The organism is Streptomyces sp. NPDC050658, assembly GCF_044457025.1.
Lineage (GTDB): Bacteria > Actinomycetota > Actinomycetes > Streptomycetales > Streptomycetaceae > Streptomyces.
Genome location: NZ_JBITGM010000009.1, coordinates 1 through 24,435, shown reverse-complemented (window position 1 = coordinate 24,435; position 24,435 = coordinate 1). Strand labels below are relative to the sequence as shown.

Genomic DNA, 24,435 nt, shown 5'->3' with positions numbered 1-24,435 from the left:
CCGCAACGACTGAGCGCCCTCCCGCCCATTTGTAGATTCCACCAGACGGAATATTCCGAAGCGAAACAAACCGATAGGATCGCCCTCATGCGCCGTTCCAAAATCGTCTGCACGCTGGGTCCCGCCGTCGACTCCGAAGCACAGCTCGTCTCGCTGATCGAAGCCGGCATGAACGTGGCCCGATTCAATTTCAGCCACGGCACGCACGCCGAGCACCAGGGGCGTTACGACCGTGTCCGGGCCGCCGCCGAGAAGACCGGCCGGGCCGTCGGCGTCCTCGCCGACCTGCAGGGGCCGAAGATCCGTCTGGAGACCTTCGCCGAGGGACCCGTCGAGCTGGTGCGCGGTGACGAGTTCACCATCACCACCGACGACGTACCCGGCGACAAGTCGATCTGTGGCACCACCTACAAGGGCCTGCCGGGCGACGTGTCGCGCGGCGACCAGATCCTCATCAACGACGGCAACGTCGAGCTGAAGGTCATGGACGTCGAGGGCCCCCGGGTCAAGACCATCGTCATCGAGGGCGGTGTCATCTCCGACCACAAGGGCATCAACCTGCCCGGCGCGGCCGTGAACGTGCCCGCGCTCTCCGAGAAGGACGTCGAGGACCTGCGTTTCGCCCTGAAGATGGGCTGCGACATGGTCGCCCTGTCCTTCGTGCGCGACGCCGACGACGTCAAGGACGTCCACAAGGTGATGGACGAGGAGGGCCGCCGGGTCCCCGTCATCGCCAAGGTGGAGAAGCCGCAAGCCGTCGCCAACATGGAGGGCGTCGTCGCGGCGTTCGACGCGGTGATGGTGGCCCGTGGCGACCTGGCCGTCGAGTACCCGCTCGAGAAGGTCCCGATGGTGCAGAAGCGCCTCGTGGAGATGTGCCGCCGCAACGCGAAGCCGGTGATCGTCGCGACCCAGATGATGGAGTCGATGATCACCAACTCCCGCCCCACGCGCGCCGAGGCCTCCGACGTGGCCAACGCGATCCTGGACGGCGCGGACGCGGTCATGCTGTCCGCCGAGTCGTCCGTGGGCGCCTACCCGATCGAGACCGTGAAGACGATGTCGAAGATCGTCACCGCGGCCGAGGAGGAGCTGCTCTCCAAGGGCCTGCAGCCGCTCGTGCCCGGCAAGAAGCCGCGTACGCAGGGTGGTTCGGTGGCCCGTGCCGCCTGCGAGATCGCCGACTTCCTCGGCGGCAAGGCGCTGATCGGCTTCACGCAGTCCGGTGACACGGCCCGCCGGCTCTCCCGCTATCGCGCCGCGCAGCCGATCCTGGCGTTCACCACGGACGAGTCGACCCGCAACCAGCTGACCCTGAGCTGGGGCGTGGAGTCCTATGTCGTCCCGCACGTGGACAACACGGACGCGATGGTCGAGCTGGTCGACGCCGAGCTGATCAAGCTGCAGAAGTTCAACGACGGCGACACGGTCGTCATCACCGCGGGCTCGCCCCCCGGTGTCCCCGGCACCACCAACATGGTCCGGGTGCACCACCTGGGCGGCGGCGACCGCGACTGACCCGCACGCCGTCAAGTACACCTGAGTACGCCACTGAGGGCGCCCCCTGAGAAAGGGGGGCGCCCTCAGTGGTGTTGCGGCTCCCGAACGGGTCCGTCGGGTCCGGGCGGAGCTCAGTCGGTGATCGACTGGTGCAGGCCCGGCACGTGCAGGTTGCCGCCGAACTGACCGGCCTGCTGCACCTTCACGTCCGTGAAGTAGATCAGCGGGATGTTCAGCGGCGGCGGGTGCTCGGGGTCGAAGGTGATCGGGATGAGCCCGAACAGCTTGCCCGAGATCCGCTCGGTGTACATCGTCGTCTCCCCACCACGGATGGTGGAGGTGGTGCCCTCGCCGGCCTGTACGTGGTACTTCTTGCCGGCCGGGCCCTCGACGATCTGGTGCAGGTCGCCGATGTCCGTCTTCTGCACGACGTACTTCAGGGCCTGCTTGGTCTTGCCGTTGGGCATCGTCAGGTTCACGACGCCCTGGTAGTCCGCGCCCTTGAGGGTCAGCGAACTGGCCTCCAGGTGCCACGGCTGGTTCGGGATGGGGGCGGGCGTCTGCTCGCCCTTGCCGGCGACCTTCTTCTCGACGACGCACGGGAACGGCTTCTTGCCGTTCTCGTCCGGCGCCATCGGGTCCTCGGCCTCCGCACCCTCGTCGGTCGCGTCCTCCGCGGCCTTGTCGACCGCGTCCCCGGCCTTGTCCGCACCGTCCTTGACGCCGTCGCCGACCTTCTCGACGGTGTCGTCGACCGGCTTGGTGACGTCCTCGACCGTGTCCTTGGCCGTGCCCTCTTCGTCCTCCTTCGTGGAGTCGGTGGACTCCTCGGAGGCGGAGGGGGTCGGCGTCGGCTCGGGAGACTCCTTCTCGTCGGGCGTGAAGAAGTCCTTGATGGCGGGGCCGACACCCAGCGGGTCCAGCGGGTTCTTCGTCTCGGAGGGCTCCGGAGCGGGCTCCGTCTCCTCCTTGTCGGCGTCGTCGGAGTCGTCGGACCCGGACGGCGACCCGGTGGGCTCCGTCTTGTCCGCGTCGGCGTCGTCGCCCGAGCCCGCCTTGTCACCGGTGGAGGGCGAAGGGGTCGGCTCGTCCTTGGACGCGTCGTCCTTCGCCTTCTCGGCCGCTTCCTTCTCGGCCGCTTCCTTCTCGGCCTGCTCCGCCTTCTCCTTCTCGGCCTTCTCCTCGGCAGCCTTGTCGGCGTCCTTGGCGGCCTCGTCCGGCGCCGTGACACACGGGCCGTCCTGGAAGGGGTTCTTCGGCAGCGGCTTGGCCTGCGCGAGCTGGGGGGTCAGTCCCATGCCCATCAGGACAGCGGTCGGCATGGCCGCGATGGCGATGGCCTTGCCCGCCGGCACGTGCAGGCGGGTGAGGAGCGGCTTTCTGGGTGCCGCGTGGCGCGGCCCGGATCTCGCGCGGGGCTCCCCCGCGGAGTCCGCATGGTGCACCTCGTCAGCCGGCACGGTGCCTCCCGTTCGTCCCGTTGGTCGGGCTCGTTCCTGACAGATCGTCCGTAGTGCCGCTCACCCCGTTCGCGGCCCCCGTGGCCGCGGGCTCCGGCGCCCCGTCGTCGGAGCCGTCGGCGTCCCCGTCGGTGCGTCCCTTGGCGGGCTTGGCGTCGGGCTTGGCCGCGGCCCAGGAGACGCCGAGGGCGCCGCCGATGAGGGCGAGCAGGAAGCCGATGACGAAGCCGCCGAAGTTGGAGACGACGAGGGAGACCAGGGCGAGCAGAATCGCCGCGACACCCGCGAACACCCGGGAATGCGGCTGGAACCACATGGTCAGGCCGAGCACGACAAGCAGGACACCGATGATCAGCGAGCCGGCGCCGGCGGTGGTCGCCATCCGGATCGTCATCGTGCCGAGCGTGAGGTTCGCGTACGGGAAGTACATGATCGGGATGCCGCCGAGCAACGTCAGCAGACCACCCCAGAACGGGCGCTGACCGCGCCACCCTCGGAACGATCGGCGCATCCGGCCGAGCTTGTCGCCCAGCCCCACTTGCGCTTCGGCGCTCATGTCGTACAGCTCCTCGGGGAATGGCGTTGGTTCTGTGTGTCCTGCGGATTCGGGCACGGGGACGGCGCACTGTCCGTGGCGCCCCCGCGCCCGGCCGTTCTTCGCAGCAAGTGCGGAGCTAAGGCATCAATTGCCTCAGTAGCACTCGTGCTTGCCCTTCTTGACCGACATCGCCAGGCCAGAGAGCTTGAAGGTGCCGGCGGTGGTCGCCCACGCACGCTGCTTGACGTCGGTGAACCGCACCGACTCCGCCTGCTGCGCGAACGAGTCCGGGGCGTACTTGTCGCCCTTCGCCGGGCCGGGGCCCTTGGTGGTCTGGTCGACCGAGACGCCGATGTCGACGTTGTTGAACGTCGCGTCGGCCTTGAGGTCATCGGCGTCGATGTAGAGCTTCTTCGCCTCGACCCGCGGGCCGCCCTTGGCGCCGGCCTTGAGGGTCATCGACACATCGCCGAAGACCGGGACCGGGACAACGACTGACTGGCAGAGGTTGGTGATCTTGGCCGATTCGAGGCCGACGACGGCGACCGGGTGGTTACCCGACTTGCCGCTGTCAAGCGCCCCGTACTGGACGAATCCCTCACCGTCGAGCTGGTCGGCAGTCACCTTGAACTGCTGACCGGACACACTGAACGATGCCGCGAGCGCACCCTGGGACAGGGCGACGCCTATCGCGGCAGTAGCCGCGACGCTCGGCACCATGACTACGGCGAACCGCTTCCATCTGGTTCCGCCACGAGCCACGGACTCCATGACTTTCCTCCTTCTCGGACGTACATCTCCGGCCCTGACTGCTCCCGTTCGGGCGGCTCAGTCGGGCAGGGATGGGAGAAGTGCTACGTCCTCGGGAAGGAGAGCGCCCGCATCGGAGGCGCGCAACTGCGCCTTAATCACCGGCGATCACCCCCGAGCGACAACCACTGGTCGCACGCAACACGCACAACCTGCTGGACAGGCCCTGCCGACGGCAGAGACCCCCCTGTCCAAGACCGGTGACGGGGTGCCTCCGGCCTGCTCGGTGGGGACCCAGAAACCCCGCTCCCGATTGGCTGTCGGGCTGCGGGTTTATTGGACCGAGCGTCGCCGATCGTGGTGCATTCTCGCCGCCCGCACAAGGGGGTTCGTTACTCGCTAGTAACGGCGCGATAACCGATCCACGACCGCGCGGTATCGGTCGGCCACAGACGGTGTCTTCCATGGGCAGAACAGAAGCGGACATCGGCGGGCGCAACCGGACAGAAGGCCAACCCGGTCTTACTCCAAGTAACAGTGGCCGCGTTTACCAAGATTTGGTAAAGCGCGGCCACTGTGATGCCTTGTCGGCGAAGTTTTCACTCGGGCATCACAAGCCCCAGCGTTTAGGGACTGGTCAGCGAACAGCCCGCGAAGGGTCGAACGGGACCAGAGCGGATCAGAACAGGACCCGCGCGAGCTGTGTGCGTGCGGCGGTCACCCGCGGGTCGTCCGAGCCGACCACCTCGAGGAGTTCGAGCAGCCGCACCCGCGCGGCGTCCCGGTCCTCGCCGGCCGTGCGCCGGACCGCCTCGATGAGCCGCCCGAAGGCGTCCTCGACATGACCGCCCACCAGATCCAGGTCGGCCGCGGCGATCTGCGCGGCGACGTTCCCGGGGTTGTCGGCCGCGTTCTTGCGGACCTGCTGCACGTCCAGACCCTGCACCCGCTGCAGCAGTTCGGCCTGGGCGAGACCGAGCTTGGCCTCCGTGTTCCCCGGGTCGTCGCTCAGCACGTTCCGGTACGCCTGCACCGCGCCGCCCAGGTCACCCGCGTCCAGCGCCTGCACCGCCGCCTCGAGCAGTGCGTCGTACGGACCGGCCGGGACCTCGGCCTCGGCGGGCGCCGCCTGGTCGCCGCCCTGTGCGTCCGGGTCGACGGTGAGACCGGTCAGGCCGAAGCGCTCCTCGCCGACCTGGATCAGCTGGTCGAGGGTCTGGCGGATCTGCTCCACCGGGGCCGCGCCCTGGAAGAGCGGCAGGGCCTGCCCGGCCACCACCGCGAAGACGGCCGGGATCCCCTGGACCCCGAACTGCTGCATCAGCATCTGATTGGCGTCTACGTCGATCTTGGCGAGGACGAACCGGCCGTTGTACTCCCGGGCGAGACCCTCCAGCAGCGGACTCAGCTGCTTGCACGGCTCGCACCACTCGGCCCAGAAGTCGATGACGACCGGGACCTCGGTGGAACGCTGCAGGACCTCGCGCTCGAATCCCGCTTCGTCCACGTCGATGACGAGACTCGCGGGAGAGACCGCGGACACGGCGCCGCCGCCCTGCCGGGCCGCTTCGGCGCGCGCCTGCTCCGCCTTCGCCTTGGCCTCCTGGGCCGCCTTCACGGCGGCGAGGTCGACGACTCCGCTCATGGACATGTTCCGTGGCTGCATGAGTACATCCTCCCCCAAGCCGTGCCGGAACCGCGCCTGTCCGTGACCCCCCGCCGGATTGCGGGGCCACGGACGGCCACGGCGCCAAGGTCCCGAGGAGGACCGCTGGTTGCCGGTACGGGGTCCCCACCCCGCACCTGAGTTGCCTGTGTGGTTGTCGCTACTGCTGTCGCTGCTGTCTGGACTGCGGTTACTGCTGTTCTGCGCGTAGCTCGTGGGCTTCGAGGAATGCCGTTCGTCTGCCGCTCACGCATCTTTCGCTACGAGTCGTAGCGTAACTGTCCGTGCGGTGCGTGTGGGCGCCTCCCCCGGGCCGAGTTCGGTGATCTCCCTCACTCGCCGCCGCCGAGGCCGGAGCAGCCGGAACCGTACTGGCCGGTATGGTCGCGGGATGCAGAGCCGCATCCCCCCTTCCGCCCGCACCGGCGGCCGTCCCCGCAGCGCGGCTGCGGACACCGCGATCCTGGAGGCGACCCGCCAGGCGCTGGTCGAGCTGGGCTGGTCCAAGCTGACCCTCGGCGACGTCGCCACCCGCGCGGGCGTCGCCAAGACCACGCTCTACCGGCGCTGGGCCGGCAAGAGCGAGCTGGTCGTGGACGCGGTGGCGGAACTCTTCGACGAGCTGGAGCTGCCGGACCGCGGCAGCCTCGCCGCCGACATCGAGGGCGTGGTCCTGCAGTTCGCCGCGCTGCTCGGCCGCCCCGAGACAAAGACGGCGCTGATGGCGGTGGTCGCCGAGTCGACGACGGACGCACCGCTGCGGGAGCGGATCCGTACATCGATCGTGGACCGCCAGAAGCGGTTGGTCCTCGCGGGACGCAAGCGCGCCCAGGACCGCGGCGAACTGCCCCTGGAGCCCGACCCGACCGCGGCCCGCCGGACCGCCGACCTCATCTTCGACGTGACGGCGGGCGCGGTGGTCCACCGCGCCCTGGTCAGCGCGGAACCGGTGGACGAGGAGTGGGCCCACCGGTTCACGTTGCTGCTGCTGGGGGGATTGGCGGCGGCGGCACAGCAGTAAGGCTGTGCCGCGGGCCTCATCGCGCCCCCTCCCCGTCAATGCCGGGTGCCCGATCGGACAGGCGTCAGACCTGGTACCGGTCGGAGGCAAAAAGGTGCAGATTCTCGGCGACCCAGGCCGAGGTCGACTTCAGCCCCTCCGCCAGAGACACCCGGGGCTCCCACCCCGACAGCTCCCGAGCGAGGGAGTTGTCGGACAGCAGCCGCAGCACCTCGCTCCCGGAGGGCCGAAGCCGCGCGGGGTCGACCACGACGGAGGCCTCGCGGCCGGACGCCGCGATCAACGCCTCGGCCAGGTCCCCGACGGAGATCTCCTGACCCACCCCCAGGTTCACCGCATGGCCGACCGCCCGGTCGCACGCCGCCAGCGCCATGAAGCCCCGAGCGGTGTCCGTCACGTACGTGAAGTCACGGGTGGGCGTCAGCGAGCCCAGCTTGATCTCACGGGCCCCGGAGTGGAGTTGGGCCAGGATCGTGGGGATCACCGCGCGGGCGGACTGCCGGGGCCCGTACGTGTTGAAGGGCCGCACCACCGTCACCGGCAGCTCGAAGGCGTGCCAGTGCGACAGCGCCATCATGTCGGCGCCGATCTTCGACGCGGAGTACGGGGACTGCGGCTGAAGCGGGTGTGACTCACTGATCGGCGCCGTCAGCGCGGTCCCGTACACCTCGCTCGTGGACGTGTGCACGAGCCGCCGCACGGCATGCCGCCGACAGGCCTCCGCGACGTTCTCGGTGCCGACGACGTTCGTCTGGACGTACGCGCCCGGCGAGTCGTACGAGTACGGGATGCCGATCAGCGCGGCGAGATGGAAGACCGTGTCGCAGCCGACGACCGCGTCCATCACACGCCCGGCATCCCGCACGTCGCCCGCGAGCAGCTCCACCCGCGGATCACCGAGAAGATGCGCGAGGTGCCCCTTCTCCGCGTACGGCTTGTAGTGCACGAAGGCGCGGACCTTCGCCCCCGCTTCGAGCAGCAGGTCGACCAGCGTCGAGCCGATGAAGCCCTCGGCGCCGGTGACGAGGACGGTGCGGTCGCGCCAGGAGAAGGGCGTCTCGGTCATGCGTACTCCAAGTGAGAGGTGTGGGAGGTGGGGGAAGCGAGCCGGACGACTCGCTCGGCGAGCAGTTCGGCGGCGCGGGCGTGCGGTCCCGGATCGGCCGCCCCGCTCATCGCGGCGAGCCGTGCGGGATCGCCGAGCAGCGGCCCGACCAGCTCCAGGAGCCGCTCGGCGGTCGTCTCGGCGTCGGGCAGCAGCAGTCCCGCGCCCGCGTCGGAGAGGACCCGCGCGTTGTGGGTCTGGTGGTCGCCGGGAGCGTGCGGGTAGGGGACGAGGACGGCGGGGACGCCGGTGGCGGCCAGTTCGGCGACGGTCGCCGAGCCGGCCCGGCAGACGACCAGATCGGCGGCGGCGTACGCGAGGTCCATCCGGTCGAGATAGGGCACGGCACGGGCGACGCCGCCCGCGCCCGCCTCCGCGAGGCGCCGCCGCGTCGCGTCCAGCGCGGCGGGACCCGTCTTGATCAGTACGTGTACGTCGTCCCGGTGCCGCCACCGCTCAGCGAGCCCCACCGCGGCCTCGGTGAGCCGGGCGGCGCCGAGGCTGCCGCCGTTGAAGAGCAGCACGCGCGCCCCGTCCGGCACCCCGAACTCCCGCCGGGCCGCGTCCCGCAGCGAGCCCCGGTCGAGCGCGGCGAGCGGCGCGGCGATGGGCATCCCGGTGGTGACGGCCCGTTCGCCGCCCGGCAGATGCGCTTTGCTGCGGTCGAAGGCGACCGCGATGTTCGGGGTGAGCCGGGCGGCGAAGCGGTTGGCGCGACCGGGCACGGCGTTGGACTCGTGGATGAGGCTTGGCAGTCCGGCCATCCGGGCGCCGACGATGACGGGCGCGCTGGGGTAGCCGCCCATGCCGACGGCCACCTGCGCGCCCTGCGCCCGCAGGATCGCCCGGCACTGGGCGCCGGACTTCACCAGGGCGGCGGGCAGCAGATAGCGCTTCGCGCCGAGGGACGGGTCGAAGGGGATCATGTCGACGGTGTGCAGCCGGTACCCGGCGTCGGGTATCAGCCGCGTCTCGAGACCGCGCTCGGTGCCGACGAAGGAGACGACGGCCCCCGGCACGGCCCGCCGCAACGCGTCGGCGAGCGCGAGCCCCGGATAGATGTGCCCGCCGGTACCGCCGGCACCGATGACGACGGAGAGCGGCGCGGATCGCATGTCGGGTGGTGTTCGCATGGCATCGGAGCATCACGAGCAGGTCTAAGAGGGTTTTAAGAGCGGGGTTTGGCACGGTGGGTGCATGAGATCCCCCACAGACGCGGCAGCCCCCGAGTGACGGCACACCCCGCAGCCAAGATCCTCGTCGTGGACGACGACCCCGAAGTCCGCGCAGCGGTGGAGGACGCCCTGACGATCGAGGGCCACCACGTCCGCACCGCCCCCGACGGCCAACGCGCCCTCACGGCGGTGGCCCGCTGGGAACCGGACCTAGTGGTCCTGGACGTCCTGATGCCGGTCCTCGGCGGCCTGGCCGTATGCCGCCAGCTGCGCGCCGCGGGCGACCGCACCCCCGTACTCGTCCTCACCGCCCTGGACTCCGTCAGCGAACGCGTCGACGGCCTGGACGCCGGCGCGGACGACTACCTGGTCAAGCCCTTCGCCCTGGACGAACTGGTGGCCCGCGTCAGGGCCCTGCTCCGCCGCGCCGCCCCCGACCGCGCCCCCGACGACACCGGCGGCGTGCTGACGTACGGCGACCTCACCCTGGACCCCACCACCCGCACCGGTCACCGCGGCCACCGCCCCATCGAGTTCAGCCGCACCGAGGCCGCCCTCCTGGAACTGTTCCTGCGCAACGCGGGCCAGGTACTGCCCCGCGAACTGATCCAGGAGTCGGTATGGGGCCGCGACTTCGGCCCGGACTCCAACTCCCTTGCCGTGTACGTCGGTTATCTGCGCCGCAAGCTGGAGTCGGCGGGCGAATCCCGTCTGGTGCACACCGTGCACGGCGTCGGCTACCGGCTCGGCAGCCCATGAGCGCCCGCCGCAGACTCGGCGCCCGGTGGCGCCGCCGCCATCCGCTGCGCACCCGGCTCGCGGTGGCCGCCGCGGCGGCGGTCGCGCTCGTCGCGGTCGGGGTGTGCGTGGCCGCGTTCCTGGTCATCCGCTACAAGCTGTACCAGCAGCTCGACCAGAACCTCGCCCAGTCGGCGACGCTCATCGCCCAGCAGCGGCACGACGACGAGCCGGGCGTGGTGACGGGCGAGTGCCGCTATCTGGGCGCGCCCGCCTGCTCGCAGATCGTCCCGGCTGACGCGGACGACGACCCGTCCCGGCCGTATCTGCTCCCGGTCTCCACCACGACCCGGCAGGTCGCGGGCGGTCAACACCGCCCGTACTACGCGAACTTCACGCTCCCCAACGGGAAGCCGGGCCGGATGCTCACCACCACCTATCGCAAGGGCGAGGCGGTCCAGGTCGCGCTGCGGGCCGACATCGCCGAGCGCGGGGTGCGGCAGACGGCGTATCTGCTCTCGGCGGTGGGCGGCGTCGGCATCCTGCTGTCCGGGCTCGGCGGCTACTGGGTCTCGCGCACCGGCCTCGCCCCGGTGGCCCGCCTGACGGCCACGGCGGAACGGATCGCCGCCACCCGCGACGCCCGGCACCGCATCGAGCTGCCGCCGGGGCCGCCGGGCCGCGAGGACGAGGTGACGCGGCTCGCGACCACGTTCAACACCATGCTGGCCGAGCTGGAGGAGTCGGTCACCGCACGCCGCAGACTCGTCGCCGACGCCTCGCACGAGCTGCGTACGCCGCTGACGGCGCTCCGCACCAACGCCGAACTCCTCGCCCGCGCCGACCGCCTGACGGAGGCTCAGCGCGACCGGGCGTCTGGTGCGCTCTCCCGGCAGCTGCGCGAAGTCACCGGCATGGTCAACGACTTGATCGAGCTGGCCCGCGAAGAGGAGCCGCAGCCGCTCCTGGAGGAGGTACGGCTCGCCCCGCTGGTCGCGCACGGGGTGGACGCGGCGCGCGGCCACTGGCCGCAGGTTCCGTTCACCCTCCACATGACCCCGGACGCAGCCGAGTCGAGCATCCCGGGAGTCCCGGCCCGGCTGTCCCGTCTGCTGACCAACCTCCTCGACAACGCCGCCAAGTTCAGCCCGCCGGGCACGCCGGTGGAGGTGTCGCTGACCCCCACCGCCCTGACGGTCCGCGACCACGGCCCCGGCATCGCGGAGGAGGACCTCCCGTACGTCTTCGACCGCTTCTACCGCGCGGAGAAGGCCCGGGCCCTGCCGGGCTCGGGCCTGGGCCTCGCGATGGCCCGCCAGATCGCCCACGCGCACGGGGCGGAACTGACGGCGCAGCGGGCGCCGGGCGGCGGCGCCCTGTTCAGACTGACGCTGCCCGGCGCTCCGGCCGGCTAGTTCTTCCAGGCGCAGCTGCCGAGGGTGGCCTTGCCCGCCGCGACGAGCCGGTCGGCTTCCCGCGCGTCCGGCACCTTCGTGTGCTTGCCGCGGCAGATGACCGTGCGGTCCCCGTGCCCGGCGAGGTCGACGAGGATCTGGTCCCAGTGCCGGTACTGCACGTCGTGGCCCGAGTCGGCGTACGTGCGCACCCTCTCCTTGCCCGGCAGCTCGTCCTGCCAGGTCTTCAGGGTCGCGGGCGGCACGGTCGTGTCCTTCTTGCCGCCGTAGAGGTAGACCGGGGCGTCGAGCTTCGAGAGGTCGGGGCCGGGGCGTCCGCAGTACAGCTTCTGCTCGTGCACCTGCGGCGCGGGGTCGGCCTGCTGGCCCCGCTGGTTGTAGGTCCGCGCGCCCTCTTCGTACGCCGTGTCGGCGAAGCCGGGGATCGACTTCACGGGGCTGTCGTCGGGGAAGGCCCACCACTTGCGCGGGTCCTTGATGGAGTCCCGCACGGCGTCGGCGAGCGCGTCGTCGGACATGGCGCAGTACGCGGGCTTCGTGCCGTAGGGCGGCAGGGCGGCGGCGAGGTGGAGCTTCGAGATCCGCTCGGGCGCGCGGGCGGCGAGCTCGGCGGCGTAGGGACCGCCGCCGGATATGGCGATGACGCTGACGTCGTCGACGCCGAGCTGGTCGAGTACCTCAAGGGCATCGGCGGCGTAGTCGGCCTTGCCGAGCTTCTTGTCGAACTCGGTGTCGCCGAAGCCGTTGCGCTCCACGGAGATGAGGCGCAGGCCGAGGTCTTCACGGGTCGTACGGAAGAAATCCGTCATGTGCGCGGCCCGCGCGCTGGTGCCGGTGCCGCCGATGAAGAGGACGGGCTTGCCCTTCTTGTTCCCGGAGTCGGAGTAGTGCGCCGTCCGCCCGTTGGAGAGCTTCGCCGCGTGCACCTCGGGCCCGAGCGAGTCAAAGGCGTCCTGCACCTTGGGCTCGGCGGGCGGACTGGCGCTCACCTCGCCGGAGCCGTACACCGTCAGCGCACCGAGAAGAGTGAACGTCGCGGCTCCGATGGCGATCGCGGCGGTGCGGGTGGGGCCGGGCAGGCTCACGGGTGACACAGGGTGACTCCAGGGGCAGGACGGACGGACGCTCGCCGCGCCTACCCAACTAGGTGCCAGCCACACCAATCACTTCAACGAGACCCGCGGAGTGCGCCCCGTCAGGGGCGCGGGGAACTGCGCGACCAGCCACAACAGGCCCGCAGATCCCCACACACCTCAAGATCCCGGACTAGAACCCGGGCGGCTCGGTATAAGTCCCCCACTCATCCCGCAGCGCATCACAGATCTCACCCAGGGTCGCCTCGGCCCGCACGGCCTCCAGCATGGGCCCGATCATGTTCGACCCGTCCCGCGCGGCAACCAGCATCCGCTCCAGCGAGGCACGCACCGCCGCGTCGTCCCGAGCCTCCCGCCGGGCCCCCAGCACCTTCACCTGCTCCCGCTCGACCTCATGGCTGACCCGGAGAATCTCCAGGTCCCCGGTGACGGAACCATGGTGGACGTTGACGCCGACGACCCGCTTGTCCCCCTTCTCCAGGGACTGCTGGTACTGGAAGGCGGACTCGGCGATCTCGCCGGTGAACCAGCCGTCCTCGATGCCCCGCAGAATGCCTGACGTGATGGGCCCGATCGGATGCTGCCCGTCGGGATGCGCCCGACGCCCCCGCTCCTTGATCTGCTCGAAGATCTTCTCCGCGTCGGCCTCGATGCGGTCGGTCAGCTGCTCGACGTACCAGGAACCGCCCAGCGGGTCCGCCACGTTGGCGACGCCGGTCTCCTCCATGAGCACCTGCTGTGTGCGCAGCGCGATCTCCGCGGCCTGCTTGCTCGGCAGGGCGAGGGTCTCGTCGAGGGCGTTGGTGTGCAGGGAGTTGGTGCCGCCGAGGACCGCCGAGAGCGCCTCGACAGCCGTACGTACGACGTTGTTGTACGGCTGCTGCGCGGTGAGGGAGACACCGGCCGTCTGCGTGTGGAAGCGCAGCCACTGCGCCTTGTCGGTCTTCGCGCCGTACACGTCCCGCATCCAGCGGGCCCAGATCCTGCGGGCCGCGCGGAACTTGGCGATCTCCTCGAAGAAGTCCAGGTGCGCGTCGAAGAAGAAGCTGAGTCCGGGCGCGAAGACGTCGACGTCCAGGCCGCGGGAGAGGCCCAGTTCGACGTACCCGAAGCCGTCCGCGAGGGTGTACGCCAGCTCCTGCGCGGCCGTCGCCCCGGCCTCGCGGATGTGGTAGCCGGAGACCGAGAGCGGCTTGTACGCGGGGATGTCGCGCGCGCAGTGCTCCATCAGGTCGCCGATGAGGCGCAGATGCGGCTCGGGCTGGAAGAGCCACTCCTTCTGGGCGATGTACTCCTTGAAGATGTCCGTCTGGAGCGTGCCGTTCAGGATGCCGGGGTCGACGCCCTGCCGCTCGGCGGCGACGAGGTACATGCAGAAGACGGGGACGGCGGGTCCGGAGATCGTCATCGACGTCGTGACGTCACCGAGCGGGATGTCCTTGAAGAGGACCTCCATGTCGGCGGCGGAGTCGATGGCGACGCCGCAGTGCCCGACCTCGCCGAGGGAGTGCGCGTCGTCGGAGTCGCGGCCCATCAGGGTCGGCATGTCGAAGGCCACGGAGAGGCCGCCGCCGCCGGCCTCCAGGATCATCTTGTAGCGCTCGTTGGTCTGCTCGGCGTTGCCGAAGCCGGCGAACTGGCGGATGGTCCAGGTGCGGCCGCGGTAGCCGGTGGCGTGGAGTCCGCGGGTGAAGGGGTATTCGCCGGGCCATCCGATGCGCTCGAACCCGTCATAGGCGTCCCCGGGCCGTGGCCCGTAGACCGGCTCGACCGGGTCTCCGGAGAGCGTGGTGAAATCCGCGTCGCGCTTCTTCGCGGTGTCGTACCGGGCCTGCCAGCGACGGCGGCCTTCCTCGATGGCGTCAGCGTCCATACCCTCGAATTTACTAGGACGTCCTAGTAAAAGTCGATGGTTCACCGCCACGGACCTGTCCGTGGCGGCTCTCCGGAGTGTCCGGTTACGCCTTCGCGGCGGCGGGCGCGGCGTCGACGATCAGCGGCTCGACGTCGCGGGCGACCTTGCGCTCGACGAAGAAGGCGGCGGTGGGGATGGTGCCCGAGAGCAGCACCCAGAGCAGCCTGCCGAACGGCCACTTCGCCTTGGAACCCAGGTCGAAGGCGAAGATCAGGTAGATGATGTAGAGGACGCCGTGCACCTGGGAGACGGCGAGCGTCAGAGCCTCGCCCTTGTCGAAGCCGTACTTGAACACCATGCAGGTGCACAGGACGAGCAACATGACGGCGGTGACGTAGGCCATCACCCGGTAACGGGTCAGCACGCTCTTCTTCATGCGTTCGAGGGTATCGGCCCGATTTGCGCGATCTTCCGGCGACCCCGGCACGACCGGAACGGAAGCTTCTACCGCTCCTCGAAGTCCTCCGCCGCCACCCGCAGCGGCCGCAGCATCGCGAAGATCTCCGCGCACTCCTCCGCGTCGTACACGGAGAGCCCGAAGTCCGCCGCCATCAGCTCGCGCGTCGCGGACTCGACGACCTCGCGGCCCTTCTCCGTGATGGAGGCGAGCGTGCCGCGCCCGTCGTTCGGGTTGGGGCGCTTGTCGACGAGGCCGGACTTCACGAGCCGGTCCACGGTGTTCGTCACCGACGTGGGGTGCACCATCAGACGCTCGCCGATCTTCGACATCGGCAACTCGCCCGCCTGCGAGAACGTGAGCAGCACCAGAGCCTCGTAGCGCGCGAAGGTCAGTCCATAGGGCTTGACGATCGCGTCGACCTCGGCGAGCAGGATCTGGTGCGCGCGCATGATCGAGGTGATCGCGCCCATCGCCGGGACCGAGCCCCAGCGCTGCTTCCAGAGTTCGTCGGCGCGGGCGATGGGATCGAAGGGAAGGCTCAGCGGCTTCGGCACGCCAAAGACCTTACCCGCCGGTCATATGCTGGTCAGCCCCGTCTCGGAATTCGGTCGCCTGTTCCCGTACGGCGAGGGATTCGCCGGGGGTACGAGGGGCCGTCGCCCGCACTTCCGCCACCAGCATCAGGCAGCACACCGCGCCGATGACCCCCGCCCCCGTCACCACCGTGCTCACCGCGAAGAACTCCGCGGCAAGGCCGGCCAGCGCCATGCCGACGCCCTGGATGGTCATGAGCCCGGCCGTGTGCACGGTCATCGCCCGGCCGCGCAGCTCCTCCGGGACGGCGTCGACGAACCAGCGGTCGAGCCCGAGGGTGTACGCGGATCCGGCCCCGGCGAGCGCGAGGGCGAGCATCGCCCAGAGCAGACCAGGCGTGACGGCGTACACGGCGAGCGGGAGCAGGGTGACGGAGGCGAGCGGCAGGACGATCCGGGCGCGGGTGGCCGCCGACAGTGCGGAGCCCGCGTACAGCTCGCCCGCGATGGTGCCGACCGGCAGGGCGCACATGAGCAGCCCGACGCCCGCGACCCCGGCTCCGATCTCGTCGGCGTAGGGAGCGGCGAGCGCCTCCGGGGCGACCATGAACATCGGGGGTGCCCAGAGCAGGAGCAGCAGTGCCCTGATCCGGCGGTCGCCGAGGATCTGCCGCGTGCCGCCGAGGGAGTACCGCACGAGGGCGGGGCCGCCGCTGCCGCGCGCGGGCCTGCGTAGCGTGCCGAGCCGCAGGAGCAGCGCCGACGCCAGGAACGTACAGATGGTGATGATCAGTGCCCCGCGTGCGGGGACGAAGGTCAGCAGGACGCCGCCGAGGCCGAAGCCGACGAGTACGGAGCTCTGCGAGACGATCCGCAGCAGGGAACGCCCAAGGACGAAGAGGTCGCCGTCCCCGAGGATGTCGGTGAGGGTCGCCATCCGCGTCCCGTTGAAGACGGGCGAGACGACGGCGATGACGCACCGCAGCGCGAGCAGCGCGAAGACGGGCGTCGCGGGCAGCGCCATCAGGGCCGCGCACCCGGCACACAGGAGGTCGCAGAGCACGAGCACCCGGCGGGGCGGGTACCGGTCGGCGACCCCGGAGAGCAGCGTCCCGCCGATGAGGTAGGGGAGCATCCCGAGGGCGAAGGTGAGCGCGCTCAGGAGCGGTGATCCGGTGAGTGAGTAGACGAGGACGGTGAGCGCGACCTCGCTGACGACGACGCCGAGCAGGGAGAGGGAGTGGGCGACGAAGACGGTGCGGAACTCGCGGACGGCGAAGACCCGGCCGTAGCCGGTGGGTTTCCCTTCGGGCATGTCCGCACCCTGCACGCGCGCGTGCCGCTCGCCCTAGAGTTTCGGTTCCGGGCGAATCTTGTGGGGAGGGGGCCTGCGGGGGTGCCGTATCACCTGCATTTCGGGCAGGACGACCTGCTGCGCTGCCGGTTCGCGATCTCGCCGCTGTGGGAGACGCAGGAGGCCGTACGCACGCTCAAGCGACCGGAGCGGCACGGCTATCACGCGGGCTGGCTGCGGCGGATCCGGGAGGCGGGTGCCCGGCTCGACCTCGCGTCGGTGTGGCTCCTGATGCCGCGCCGCGGGCACTCCCCCGACTTCCTGGGGCCGCCGCCGATCGGTCCGGCCGCCACCTTCGACGAGGAGATCGCGGCGGTGCGGGCGACGGACCCGGAGGCGGCGCGGGACGACATCGAGCGCGCCCTGGTCTGCACGCCCGGCGCGGCGGACACGGAGCTGGGCCGGGCGCTGGTCGCCGATCCGGCGCGTGCCGTGCGGGAGTTGTCGGATGCCATGGAGGCCGCCTGGCGCACGCTGGTCGAGCCGGAGTGGCCGCGCCTGCGCACGCTCCTGGAGGCCGATGTGGCCTTCCATTCCCGGCGCCTCGCCGAGGTCGGACTCGGCGGGCTCCTGGGCGAGCTGGACCCGCGGCTCAGCTGGGACGCGGGGACGCTCGCCGTGGACTGGAACGGCGAGCACGTGCGCGATCTGCGGGGCGCGGGCCTGGTCCTGATGCCGTCCGTCTTCACCTGGCCCGACGTGGTCGGCGGCCACGACCCGCCCTGGCAGCCGACCATCGCGTACCCGGCGCGCGGCATCGGCGGTCTGTGGGCCGAGCCCACGGAACGGACCTCGCAGGCGCTGGTACGGCTGCTCGGGCGGGGCCGGGCGGCGGTGCTGGCCGCGCTCACCGAACCGGCCACCACCTCGGCCCTCGCCCGGCGCCTGGACCTCGCCCCGTCCTCGGTCTCCGTGCACCTGGGCACGTTGCGCGACGCGGGACTTCTGGTCTCGCGGCGGTACGGGCATCAGGTCCTGTACGAGCGGACTCCGCTCGGCATGGCGCTGGTGAGCGGCGGCTGAACCTGCCGGGGGCGGGTCCGGTTCTTTGGGCCCGCGTCCGCTTCCTGGGCCCGCGTCCGGTCCCTTGGGCGCGCGTTCGGTGTCGTAACCAGGGTGAATTGCACGGACATGTAACGATTGCCGTGTCGTCACCGTCGCCCAAGGGGTCTGGATGCACCGGCTGCTCCGTACGTTCACGGCATTCACGGCCCTCGCGGCCCTCGGCCTCACGGGCTGCTCGTCCGGCTCGGGGTCCGGCTCCGGTTCCGGCAAGGAGAAGCCGGCCGCGTCCTCCCCCGCCGAGGGGCGGGCCGCCGAGAGCGCCTTCTGGGTCGACCCGGAGAGCGCCGCCGCCCGACAGGTCAGGCAGTGGGAGCAGGAGGGCCGCACCCAGGACGCCGACGCGCTCAAGCGGATCTCCGAGCAGCCGATGGCGGTCTGGCCCGCGGGCGACGACCCGGCCCCCGACATCAAGGCCGCCACGGACGGCGCCGCGCAGGCCGGCCGCACCGCCGTGCTCGTCGCGTACAACATCCCGCACCGCGACTGCGGCCAGCACTCGGCGGGCGGCGCGCACAGCTCGGAGTTCTACCGGCAGTGGATCGACCGGTTCGCGGGGACCATCGGCGGCAGCCGGGCGCTGGTCGTCCTGGAGCCGGACGCGATCCCGCACATCGTGGACGGCTGCACGCCCGCCGAGTACCACGCCGACCGTTACCAGCTGCTCTCCGAGGCGATCGAGCGGCTGAAGCGGCAGCCGAACGTCAAGGTCTATCTGGACGCGGGCAACCCCGGCTGGATCGCCCAGTCGGGCAAGCTCGCCGAACCGCTCACGCAGGCCGGGATCGCGCGGGCCGACGGCTTCTCGCTGAACGTCTCCAACTTCCAGAGCGACGACACGATCAAGGCGTACGGCCGCAGCCTCTCGGGGGTCGTCGGCGGCAAGCACTTCGTGATGGACACCAGCCGCAACGGCAAGGGGCCGCTGGCGGGCGACCGCGCGGACGCCTGGTGCAATCCGCCGGGGCGCGGCCTCGGCACGCCGCCCACGGACAAGACGGGCGACGCCCTGCTCGACGCCGTGCTGTGGATCAAGCGGCCCGGCGACTCGGACGGACCGTGCCGGGGCGGCCCGGCGGCGGGCCAGTGGTGGCCGGACTACGCGCTGGGTCTCGCGCGCAACGCGAAGGCCGCCTGACCGAGCCACCGCGCCCTATGCGGGCTGCTTCACATGGATCCACTTCGCCTCGGACGACGTGCCGTTCGCGTCCGTCACGAAGAGCATGTACCAGCCCGGCGGCACAAGGGCGGTGTCGCCCCTGGGGATGTCCACCGTCACGGACCCCTTGCCCTTGGTGAGACCCAGGGCGATCGACCGCTGCTCGACGTCCGTCGTGTGGGTCACCGCGCTGGGCCGCATCAGCCGGGCCGAGGTGATCTTCGCGGCGTCGTCGGTACGGAACGTCGCGCGGCCGTTGGCGGCGAGCAGCTCCGGGCCGTCGCCGAGCACGGGGCGGTCCTTGCCCGCCTTGTGCAGGGTGGGCGGCGTGAAGACCTCCATGCGCTGCTCGAAGTGGCCGAGCTTGGTGTTCTCCTGGTTGTCGAAGAGCGGGTCGGAGCCGAAGGTGACGACGCGCCCGTCGGGAAGCAGCAGCGCCTCGGAGTGGTAGTTGCGGCCCACCTTGGGTGACGCCGCCTCGCGGAAGGCGTTGGTCTTGGGGTCGTAGAACTGCGCCTTGAGGATGTTGCTGGCGCCGCGCCCCCGGTAGTCCGTGGAGCCGTTGGACGTGAACACCGAGTCGTCCGGCATGATCACGCTGTTCAAGTAGCGGGTGCCCTGCGGGAGTTGGGGCCCGGTCTTGAAGACGGGGCTGTCCTTCTTGAGGTCGACGACGGCGGTGCGCCGGGTCGCCTTCTCGGACTCGCCGACGCCTCCGCCGCCGAGGATCATCACCTTCTGGTCCTGCGCCGGGGGCAGCAGGACAGAGGCGGAGGTCTCGGTCTGGTCGAGGTCGGTCAGGCCCGGGATCTTCTGGAACTTGTTCGTCTTCAGATCCCAAAGACCCGGGTCACGGCCCTTGTCGGCGGGGCCGTAGCCCGCGTTCGAGGCCGGGTAGAAGAGCTTGCCGCCCTTGGTGAGGAAGAGCGCGGGGTAGGTCGGGAAGTAGCGCTTGGGGCCGTCGGTCCACTTCTTGGTCTTCGGGTCGTAGATCTCGTTGTCGCCCGGATCGATCATGCCGACGTCGTCGAGCCCGGAGACCGCGAGCACCTTCCCGTCATCAAGACCGACGAGCGTGGGGTACCAGCGGGCCTTCTCCATCGGCTCGACGGGGAGGTACTTCTCGGCCTTCGGGTCGAACTCGTAGGCCGCCTTGATCCCCTGGAAGTCCTGCTTGTCCATGGTGATCTTCTCGGCGATCCCGTAGGCGTTGTCCGCGTCCTTGCCGGTGAGCCCCTCGATCTCGTACTGCGCGGACTTCTCGGCGACGGACAGCTTGCCCGCCTTGACGGCCTCCACGAAGACGCGTGCCTCGCTGGCCTTGACCTTCGTCTTCCAGGGCTGCATCACACCGGACTTGGAGTACGTGATCTCGAAGTCCCGCTCGGCGGGCGGGACCTTGACGTCGAACCTGCTCACGTACTCGACGCCGGAGGGCGAGCGGAACCGGGTGCCCTTCTTCAGGGTGAGCGGCTTGTCGGGGTTCTCGTTCTTGACCCGCATGCCGCCGCCGGCCCGGTCGATCTCGCCGTCGAGAAGCTCGTAGCGCGCCGTGCCACCGGCCACCAACAGCCGCCCGTCGGGGAGTTGGGCATGCCCGGAGCAGAAGAAGTCCTCCGGGGTGGCGATCTTCTTGAAGGTGTCCGTCTTCGGATCCCAGAGGATCGTGTCGAACGACCCGGCGTCGAACTTCTTCTGCTCGTTCCCCGAGCCCGCGACGATCAGGACCTTGCCGGTGTGCAGGAGCGCGGCGTGGATGGCGTTGGTGCGGTACTCCTCGGGGATGCCGATCTGCTTCCAGGAGCCGTACTTCGCCTTGTAACCGGGCTGGGCGATCTTGTACTCGTAGTACTTCTCCTCGGCGAAGGAGACCGCCGCGGGGGCGTTGAGTCCGACGAGCAGCGCGCCCGCGCCGACGCCGAGGAGCGTCTTCTTCGTCCGCTTCGAGGGCCGGTAGGCCATGGGTCAGTTCCCTCCTGTCGTCGTACCGGTGGCGAACGCCGGCTCCGGGTCGCCGTCCGCGCCGTTGGCGCCGCCCGCGAGGCCTTCGGCGTCCTCCCGGCCGAGCCGCCGCGCCTTCTGCCGGGCCTCCTTGCGGACCTTGCGGTCCTTGCGCTCGCCGAACAGCGTGTAGCTCCAGATCGCGACCGGGGCGAGCGAGATGACCATCGCCAGTACGGCCCAGGTCCGCATGGCCACATGGGTATGACCGAGCACGAACGAGGCGACCAGGGAACTGGCGAGCACCGCCGCCCAGAAGAGATGGATACGGAAGGTGAGCACCCGGTCCGGGCTGGCGTCGCCGCCCTTGGGGGTGACGACGAAGCGGCTGGGGCGGCGCAGGAGGGCGGCGCCGAGGGACTTGGCGTAGATGGGCGCGGAGAGCGCGGACATCGCCATGCCGGCGAGTCCTCCGGAGCCCTCGGGTTCGTGCGGCGAGACGTTGTGCCGCCGGTTCCAGAGATACAGACCGATCTGGAGCGCGGCCGCGTCGCTGTAGAGCATCAGCCAGACGGATGCGGCGACCTGGGTACCGCTGGCCCCGAACCAGAGGAACAGCACGCAACTCAGCACACCGAGGAGCCAGTTGACGGCCGTCATCGGGTAGTAGACGAGCATCATCGTGTACGAGAAGAGCCGGCCGGGCGGCATCGTGAACGGTGCCTTCCAGTACTGCTTGAACAGCGTCTCGTACGTCCCGCGCGACCAGCGCATCTGCTGGGTGAAGAAGTCCGTCCAGGAGGCGGGCCCTTCACCGACGGCGAGCACGTCGGGCGTGTAGACGGACCGCCAGTGGTGACGCGTGACCGGGTTCTTGTGCCGATGCAGCTCAAAGCCGGTGGCCATGTCCTCGGTGATCGAGTCGTACAGGCCGCCGATCTGGCGGAGCGCCTGGATGCGTACGACGTTGTTGGTGCCGACGAACATGGGGGCGCGGTAGCGGTTGCCGGCGCGCTGGATCAGGGCGTGGAAGAGGAATTGCTGGGACTCGGCGGCTTTGGTGACGGGGGTGTCGTAGTTCCCGTAGACCTGCGGCCCGACGACGAAGGCGACATCCGGATCCCGAAAATAACCCATCATCCTTTCCAGGAAGTTGGGCAGCGGAACATGATCGGTGTCGACGGAGGCGAAGAAGTCGTAGTCCCCGCCGTGCATCGCGAGCCAGGCGTTGTAGTTGCCGTGCTTGGTGCGGGCCTTGTGGACGCCCTTGTCGCGGTTCCACTCGGGCACTCCGTTGCGGGTGAAGTGCCGGACGCCGAGCTCCGTGCAGAGCGCCTTGGCGTCTTCGTCGTCGCCCTCGTCGAGGAGCCAGACGTCGAGCGGCCCCGTGTGACGTATCCGGACCGCCCCTTCGAGGGTGGCGCGGACCATGCTGAGGGGTTCCTTGCCCGGTACGTACGTCGTGAGGAAGGCGACCCGGGTGCCGGGCTCGGGGGTGACGGGTACCGGGTCCCTAGCCACCATCGTCGCGTGGGCGATCGATATGACATTGACGAGCATGAACAGCTCGATGAGGCCGATCGCCACGAGCATCGTGATGTCGAGGCCGATGAGCCAGCGGTCGCCGCCCTCGCGTTCCGTCCAGTGCGTCGGCCAGACCAGGTAGACGAGGAGCAGGCCGGTGAGGACGGGGGCGAGCGTCATCAGCAGGACGGCTCGTATTCGGTGCGGCTCACGGGAGAGGAGCTTGGTGTACTGCACCCGATAGCTGCCGTCGGCGGCCGGCTCGGTGAGCGGACCGGCGAGCGTGCTGTGGGTGTCGTATTCGTAGCCCTCCGGCTGCCGCACAGCGCCCTCCAGGTTCTGGTTCTGATGATCCAGGTCAGCCACGAATGTGCTGATACCCACACAAAAGGTGAGTTTCCCCGGCGTGTCGAACCGGATACGTCCGTGCGAGGGGTTTTACGGGACGGGGTTTTGCTGGGGTTGCGGGGTGAGGGGTCTTGGGGGCGGGGGTGCGGGGGCTTGGGGGGAGCGGGGAAGGTGCGGGGGTTTCGGCGGCGGGGGGTGCGGGATCTTCGGCGGTGGGGGGTGCGGGGTTTTCGGTGGCGGGGGGTGCGGGATTTTCGGTGGCGGGGGGGGCGGGGTCTTGAGGCGGGGAGGTGCGGGGCCTTCGGGGCGGTGGTGCGGGGCCTTGAGGCGGGGAGGTGCAGGGCCTACGGGGCGCTGAGGTACGGGACCTTGAGGCGGAGAGGTGCAGGGCCTTCGGGGCGGTGGTGCGGGATCTTGAGGCGGAGAGGGTGCGGTTTGTGCGGTGCCGCCACTGCCCCCGCCCATGGCCGCGCCGCCGTGAGCAGACAGACCCCACCTCCCCCGCCCGCCACTGCCTCGCCGCTGCCTCGCCGCTGCCTCGCCGCGAGCAGCCAAGCCTCCACCCTCCCTCTCCCCCTCCCATCTGATGCCCCCTGGCTGTGGGCAGGCAGCCCCCGGAGCCGCCCGCCCCCTTGCTGTGGGCAGGCGTTCCGCAGGGCGGAACGGGTGGGCACAGCCCTCATGCCGGATCAGGCACGCAGCAAGGGCCGGGGTAGGGGCGGCTGCTTTGAGTCGCCCGGTGCCTTCGATGGTGGCCGGGGCCGCCCGGCTTCTGCGGAGTGTGGCGGTTCCGGCGCCCCTGTAAAGGGCGCTTCGCTGCGCTACGCGTCGGCTTCGCCGATTCCGCTTGCGCTCCACCCTTGACAGGCCCACCTCCACCGCAGTGACCCTTTTGACCGGGCGGCCAGGGGAGGGGACTCACGGGAGGGACCGGTCCGGTGCCCGGTCTTCATGCCGGGTGCGGACTGGTTCGTTTCAGTCTCGGTCACACAGAAGGGCGGGACCCGACAGGCCGGCTCCGCCCCGGTGGCGGTGCCGGGTCGTCGTGCCGTCTGCGGACTGGTTCGGTGCAGCTCGGTCACGTGATGAGGCACGGCCCGACAGACCGGCTCAGCTCCGGGGCATGGGCCGGGCGGTCTCGCCGTCTGCGGACTGGTCCGGCACAGCTCGCCACTCGGCGAAGGTGCAGGTCGGCACGCGGCAAGGGTGCCCGTCGACCGCCGGAGGGCGGGCGGGACTCCTGAGGGACACATGGGAGTTGGCCAGCGAGGGGCGACGGACCCGCCGAAGGGGCACCGCAGGAAAGTCCCAGCGACACGCCGCAAATGGGGCCTATCCGTGGGACTTTCCCGGATCCCACCCCCAACACCCCCTCCCCACACCCCAAATGCCCTATATGGAAGAGCGAGGGGAGCGGCCCGGGAAGACAGCGTGACCACCCCAGTCACACACGCCCCAACCCCCTCCCCTTCATCGCCACCACCCGACCCAAGGTCGGTCGGACGCCCGTCAGACCCAGCCTCACCGCGTGGCCGAGCTGCACCGAACCAGTCCGCAGACGGCGCGACGGCCTGACCCTGCCACCGGGGCGGAGCCGGCCTGTCGGGCGGCCCCTCCCCGCCTGACCGAGCCGCTCCGAACTAGTCCGCACCCGGCATGAAGACCGAACCGCCTGCCGGTCCCTCCCGTGAGTCCCCTCCCCTGGCCGCCCGGTCAAGAAGGTCTCTGCGGTGGAGG

At 70.4% G+C, this 24,435-nt stretch carries 19 protein-coding genes; 6 read left to right on the top strand and 13 right to left on the bottom strand.

Annotation, left to right across the window (positions count from 1 at the left end):
* The first annotated feature begins 87 nt into the window (after positions 1 to 87).
* Positions 88 to 1,518, top strand: coding sequence for a pyruvate kinase (pyk, locus tag ACIBKX_RS28185; protein WP_363275559.1), 1,431 nt, complete (start codon positions 88 to 90; stop codon positions 1,516 to 1,518).
* A gap of 113 nt (positions 1,519 to 1,631) precedes the next feature.
* Here the strand turns inward: pyk and ACIBKX_RS28180 are convergent, their stop codons facing one another.
* The 4 genes from ACIBKX_RS28180 to ACIBKX_RS28165 all read right to left on the bottom strand — a co-directional run bounded on the left by ACIBKX_RS28180 (position 1,632) and on the right by ACIBKX_RS28165 (position 5,914).
* The gene (locus ACIBKX_RS28180; protein ID WP_363275558.1) at positions 1,632 to 2,960 is read right to left on the bottom strand and encodes a hypothetical protein; all 1,329 of its coding nucleotides are present in this window, start codon (positions 2,958 to 2,960) and stop codon (positions 1,632 to 1,634) included.
* Positions 2,950 to 3,516 (bottom strand): DUF6114 domain-containing protein, encoded by a 567-nt coding sequence (locus ACIBKX_RS28175; RefSeq protein WP_363275556.1) that lies wholly within the window; start codon positions 3,514 to 3,516, stop codon positions 2,950 to 2,952. The genes ACIBKX_RS28180 and ACIBKX_RS28175 overlap by 11 nt, the downstream gene beginning before the upstream one ends.
* A gap of 135 nt (positions 3,517 to 3,651) precedes the next feature.
* Positions 3,652 to 4,269: a DUF6230 family protein gene (locus tag ACIBKX_RS28170; RefSeq protein ID WP_363275555.1), complete on the bottom strand. Its 618-nt coding sequence runs from the start codon at positions 4,267 to 4,269 to the stop codon at positions 3,652 to 3,654.
* 658 nt (positions 4,270 to 4,927) lie between these two features.
* Positions 4,928 to 5,914, bottom strand: coding sequence for a tetratricopeptide repeat protein (locus tag ACIBKX_RS28165; RefSeq protein WP_363275554.1), 987 nt, complete (start codon positions 5,912 to 5,914; stop codon positions 4,928 to 4,930).
* Positions 5,915 to 6,305: 391 nt separating this feature from the next.
* On the opposite strand from ACIBKX_RS28165, the gene ACIBKX_RS28160 reads away from it, so the two are divergent.
* Positions 6,306 to 6,935 (top strand): TetR/AcrR family transcriptional regulator, encoded by a 630-nt coding sequence (locus ACIBKX_RS28160; RefSeq protein WP_363275553.1) that lies wholly within the window; start codon positions 6,306 to 6,308, stop codon positions 6,933 to 6,935.
* 64 nt (positions 6,936 to 6,999) lie between these two features.
* On the opposite strand, the gene ACIBKX_RS28155 is transcribed toward ACIBKX_RS28160, so the two are convergent.
* Together ACIBKX_RS28155 and murG are read right to left on the bottom strand one after the other, a co-directional pair.
* Positions 7,000 to 8,001, bottom strand: coding sequence for a GDP-mannose 4,6-dehydratase (locus tag ACIBKX_RS28155; protein WP_363275552.1), 1,002 nt, complete (start codon positions 7,999 to 8,001; stop codon positions 7,000 to 7,002).
* Positions 7,998 to 9,155 carry an undecaprenyldiphospho-muramoylpentapeptide beta-N-acetylglucosaminyltransferase gene (murG, locus tag ACIBKX_RS28150; RefSeq protein ID WP_363275551.1) on the bottom strand — a complete coding sequence of 386 codons (1,158 nt, stop codon included), beginning with the start codon at positions 9,153 to 9,155 and terminating at the stop codon, positions 7,998 to 8,000. Before murG ends, ACIBKX_RS28155 begins: the two co-directional genes overlap by 4 nt.
* 114 nt (positions 9,156 to 9,269) lie before the next feature.
* On the opposite strand from murG, the gene ACIBKX_RS28145 reads away from it, so the two are divergent.
* Together ACIBKX_RS28145 and ACIBKX_RS28140 are read left to right on the top strand one after the other, a co-directional pair.
* A complete protein-coding gene (locus ACIBKX_RS28145) occupies positions 9,270 to 9,974 on the top strand; it encodes a response regulator transcription factor (protein ID WP_363275549.1) in 705 nt (234 codons plus the stop codon).
* A complete protein-coding gene (locus ACIBKX_RS28140) occupies positions 9,971 to 11,368 on the top strand; it encodes a HAMP domain-containing sensor histidine kinase (RefSeq protein ID WP_363275548.1) in 1,398 nt (465 codons plus the stop codon). Before ACIBKX_RS28145 ends, ACIBKX_RS28140 begins: the two co-directional genes overlap by 4 nt.
* On the opposite strand, the gene ACIBKX_RS28135 is transcribed toward ACIBKX_RS28140, so the two are convergent.
* The 5 genes from ACIBKX_RS28135 to ACIBKX_RS28115 all read right to left on the bottom strand — a co-directional run bounded on the left by ACIBKX_RS28135 (position 11,365) and on the right by ACIBKX_RS28115 (position 16,625).
* Complete coding sequence (locus tag ACIBKX_RS28135; protein ID WP_363275547.1) at positions 11,365 to 12,462, bottom strand: alpha/beta hydrolase; 1,098 nt, start codon at positions 12,460 to 12,462, stop codon at positions 11,365 to 11,367. The genes ACIBKX_RS28140 and ACIBKX_RS28135 overlap by 4 nt on opposite strands.
* A gap of 172 nt (positions 12,463 to 12,634) precedes the next feature.
* On the bottom strand, positions 12,635 to 14,335 hold the full coding sequence (locus ACIBKX_RS28130) for a methylmalonyl-CoA mutase family protein (RefSeq protein ID WP_363275546.1): 1,701 nt from the start codon (positions 14,333 to 14,335) through the stop codon (positions 12,635 to 12,637).
* A gap of 85 nt (positions 14,336 to 14,420) precedes the next feature.
* Positions 14,421 to 14,753 (bottom strand): DUF3817 domain-containing protein, encoded by a 333-nt coding sequence (locus ACIBKX_RS28125; protein WP_363275544.1) that lies wholly within the window; start codon positions 14,751 to 14,753, stop codon positions 14,421 to 14,423.
* A gap of 68 nt (positions 14,754 to 14,821) precedes the next feature.
* Positions 14,822 to 15,331 (bottom strand): MarR family transcriptional regulator, encoded by a 510-nt coding sequence (locus tag ACIBKX_RS28120; protein ID WP_363275543.1) that lies wholly within the window; start codon positions 15,329 to 15,331, stop codon positions 14,822 to 14,824.
* Between the two features lie 10 nt (positions 15,332 to 15,341).
* Positions 15,342 to 16,625: an MFS transporter gene (locus ACIBKX_RS28115; RefSeq protein ID WP_363275541.1), complete on the bottom strand. Its 1,284-nt coding sequence runs from the start codon at positions 16,623 to 16,625 to the stop codon at positions 15,342 to 15,344.
* Positions 16,626 to 16,706: 81 nt separating this feature from the next.
* Between ACIBKX_RS28115 and ACIBKX_RS28110 the strand changes: the two genes are divergently transcribed.
* Positions 16,707 to 17,687, top strand: coding sequence for a DUF5937 family protein (locus ACIBKX_RS28110; protein ID WP_363275539.1), 981 nt, complete (start codon positions 16,707 to 16,709; stop codon positions 17,685 to 17,687).
* 151 nt (positions 17,688 to 17,838) lie between these two features.
* Positions 17,839 to 18,864, top strand: coding sequence for a glycoside hydrolase family 6 protein (locus tag ACIBKX_RS28105; RefSeq protein WP_363275537.1), 1,026 nt, complete (start codon positions 17,839 to 17,841; stop codon positions 18,862 to 18,864).
* A gap of 15 nt (positions 18,865 to 18,879) precedes the next feature.
* Here the strand turns inward: ACIBKX_RS28105 and ACIBKX_RS28100 are convergent, their stop codons facing one another.
* Both ACIBKX_RS28100 and ACIBKX_RS28095 read right to left on the bottom strand, forming a co-directional pair.
* Positions 18,880 to 20,847, bottom strand: coding sequence for a kelch motif-containing protein (locus tag ACIBKX_RS28100; protein ID WP_363275536.1), 1,968 nt, complete (start codon positions 20,845 to 20,847; stop codon positions 18,880 to 18,882).
* A 3-nt stretch (positions 20,848 to 20,850) separates the two neighbouring features.
* On the bottom strand, positions 20,851 to 22,716 hold the full coding sequence (locus tag ACIBKX_RS28095) for a glycosyltransferase family 2 protein (protein WP_399376319.1): 1,866 nt from the start codon (positions 22,714 to 22,716) through the stop codon (positions 20,851 to 20,853).
* Positions 22,717 to 24,435 lie beyond the last annotated feature (1,719 nt).

Coding starts and splice junctions, on each gene's coding strand:
- pyk (WP_363275559.1), top strand. CDS start 88: ATGCGCCGTTCCAAAATCGTCTGCACGCTGGGTCCCGCCGTCGACTCC.
- ACIBKX_RS28175 (WP_363275556.1), bottom strand. CDS start 3,516: ATGAGCGCCGAAGCGCAAGTGGGGCTGGGCGACAAGCTCGGCCGGATG.
- ACIBKX_RS28170 (WP_363275555.1), bottom strand. CDS start 4,269: ATGGAGTCCGTGGCTCGTGGCGGAACCAGATGGAAGCGGTTCGCCGTA.
- ACIBKX_RS28165 (WP_363275554.1), bottom strand. CDS start 5,914: ATGCAGCCACGGAACATGTCCATGAGCGGAGTCGTCGACCTCGCCGCC.
- ACIBKX_RS28160 (WP_363275553.1), top strand. CDS start 6,306: ATGCAGAGCCGCATCCCCCCTTCCGCCCGCACCGGCGGCCGTCCCCGC.
- ACIBKX_RS28155 (WP_363275552.1), bottom strand. CDS start 8,001: ATGACCGAGACGCCCTTCTCCTGGCGCGACCGCACCGTCCTCGTCACC.
- murG (WP_363275551.1), bottom strand. CDS start 9,155: ATGCGATCCGCGCCGCTCTCCGTCGTCATCGGTGCCGGCGGTACCGGC.
- ACIBKX_RS28140 (WP_363275548.1), top strand. CDS start 9,971: ATGAGCGCCCGCCGCAGACTCGGCGCCCGGTGGCGCCGCCGCCATCCG.
- ACIBKX_RS28130 (WP_363275546.1), bottom strand. CDS start 14,335: ATGGACGCTGACGCCATCGAGGAAGGCCGCCGTCGCTGGCAGGCCCGG.
- ACIBKX_RS28125 (WP_363275544.1), bottom strand. CDS start 14,753: ATGAAGAAGAGCGTGCTGACCCGTTACCGGGTGATGGCCTACGTCACC.
- ACIBKX_RS28115 (WP_363275541.1), bottom strand. CDS start 16,625: ATGCCCGAAGGGAAACCCACCGGCTACGGCCGGGTCTTCGCCGTCCGC.
- ACIBKX_RS28105 (WP_363275537.1), top strand. CDS start 17,839: ATGCACCGGCTGCTCCGTACGTTCACGGCATTCACGGCCCTCGCGGCC.
- ACIBKX_RS28100 (WP_363275536.1), bottom strand. CDS start 20,847: ATGGCCTACCGGCCCTCGAAGCGGACGAAGAAGACGCTCCTCGGCGTC.